Consider the following 2,249-nt stretch of genomic DNA (forward strand, 5'->3'; position numbering starts at 1 on the left):
AAAAAAGACAGCAAAGCCAAAGAACCCGTAAAAAAAGAAGAACCTAAGGAAACTAAAGCCAAAGAACCTGCTAAAAAAGTGGCCGAGGATAAAAAAGACGGCAAAAAAACCAAAGAGCCAGTAAAAAAAGCAGCCGAAGACAAAAAGGCCGAAGCTAAAGAGCCTGCAAAAAAAGCTGTTGACGACAAAAAAGACACAAAAGCCAAAGAGCAAAACAAAAAAGCCGAGCCTAAAGTTGAGCCTAAAGCCACTTCTTCAGCCGACAACGATTTCAAAGCAGCCGTAACTGCCGCCGCCAACGATATGGAAACCAAAAAATCCTTTGCCAAACGCAACGAGGGTTTCATTATCCATGTCAATGCCACGCTCAAACAGCTGCAACAAACACGCAACAACCTCTCCGGCATCAACCGCAAACAACGCGACGCATGGGAAAAATTCCAAAAACTCAATGCCGATGCCAACCAGTTAAAAGCCGAAGTTTCCAACACTCGCGCCCAAATTTCGCGTTTTGTGTCCGGCAACTATAAAAACAGCCAGCCCAACGCGGTCGCCCTCTTCCTGAAAAACGCCGATGCCGGCCAAAAAACCCGCTTCCTGCGTTACACGCGTTATATCAACAACGCCAACGACCAAGTTATGAGAGACTTGGAAAAACAACAAAAAGAGCTGGCGGCGCAAGAGCAAAAAATCAACAATGAATTGGCTTACCTGAAAAAACTGCAAGCCAATATTCAGGCTTCATTGCGTCAACAAGGCGTAACCAATACCGCCGAACAAGCCGAAAGCCGCCGTCAAAACGCGCAAATAGCCAAAGAAGCGCAAAAGAAAATCAACCACAGAGAAAACGAGCAACGCCTCAACAACCTCTTGAAAGATTTGGAAAAACGCAAAGCCGAGCAACGCAAAGCCGAAGCCGAAGCACGTAAAAAAGCCGCCGAAGCCCGCTTGGCCGCTGCCGAAAAAGCCCGCAAAGAGCAGGCTGCCGCCCAGCAAAAAGCCGAAGCCGAACGCGCCGCCATGTCCACGCTAACTGACGAAGACATGAAACTGCAAGCCCCGAACACCCAAGGCTTTACCGTCAGCAACGCCAACAGCTTCAGCCGTATGCAAGGCCGTCTGAAAAAACCGGTCAACGGCACACTGGCAGGCCTGTTCGGTCAAGACCGCGGCGATGGCGAAGTTTGGAAAGGCGTGTTCTACAATACCGTTCCTGCTCCGGTCAGCAGCATTGCCTCAGGCACGGTTACTTTTGCCGGCGAGATTGAAGGCTACGGTAAAGTGGTCGTCCTCGACCACGGCGACGGCTATGTCAGCATTTACTCCGGTCTGAACGAAATCGACATCGCCCAAAACTATGCCGTCAATGCCGGTAGCAAGATTGGCACCAGCGGCACTTTGCCGTCGGGCGAAACCGGCCTTTACCTTGAAGTCCGCTACAACGGACAAGTCATGAATCCGCTTTCATGGATTAACTGATGTTTCAGACGGCCTGAGTGAGCTCTCCCCTTCAGGCCGTCTGAATTTTCATCATAAACCACAATAAAACACGATTTTCACGCCTGTTCAGCACATTAAACAACAAACTTTTACCTTAAACTTATTGTTCCAAGCGTTTAAATCACATAAAGTCAACGGGTTCAGAGAAAACAAAAAACACTTTGCTTACCGTACACAAAAAGAAAGTCAAACGAATGTCAACAAAATCCACTTTGAAAAAAGTTGCAATCTACACTCTCGGCGCATTTAGCGGCATCGCCCTCAGTCTGAGTGTACAAAGTTTTGCCGCCGAAAAAGACAAAAAAGACAACGAGGCCCTTCCCGTGCAAACCATCCGCACCATGGCAGAAGTGTACGGCCAAATCAAAGCCAACTATTACCAAGACAAACCCGATGCCGAGCTTTTTGAAGGCGCAATGAAAGGCATGGTGTCCGACCTCGATCCGCATTCCGAGTATATGGACAAAAAAGGCTATGCCGAAATGAAAGAATCCACCAGCGGCGAATTCGGCGGCCTGGGCATGGAAATCGGACAAGAAGACGGCTTCGTCAAAGTCGTTGCCCCGATTGAAGACACGCCGGCAGAACGTGCCGGCGTAAAAAGCGGCGACTTCATCGTCAAAATCGACAATACCTCTACGCGCGGCCTGACCGTCAGCGAAGCCGTCAAAAAAATGCGCGGCAAACCGGGTACCAAAATTACCCTGACCCTTTCACGCAAAAATGCCGACAAACCCATCGTCGTCAAC

General features: G+C 49.2%; 2 protein-coding genes. Both read left to right on the plus strand.

What is annotated here, in order from left to right; all coding sequences use genetic code 11:
- Window positions 1-1,479 (plus strand): peptidoglycan DD-metalloendopeptidase family protein (locus ACTHUE_RS16055; RefSeq protein ID WP_440423978.1); only part of this gene is annotated, 1,479 nt, incomplete at its 5' end.
- 215 nt (window positions 1,480-1,694) lie between these two features.
- Window positions 1,695-2,249: S41 family peptidase (locus ACTHUE_RS16060; protein WP_440423979.1), on the plus strand; the 555-nt coding region annotated here is incomplete at its 3' end.

This window comes from Neisseria sp. P0021.S005 (genome assembly GCF_051956955.1).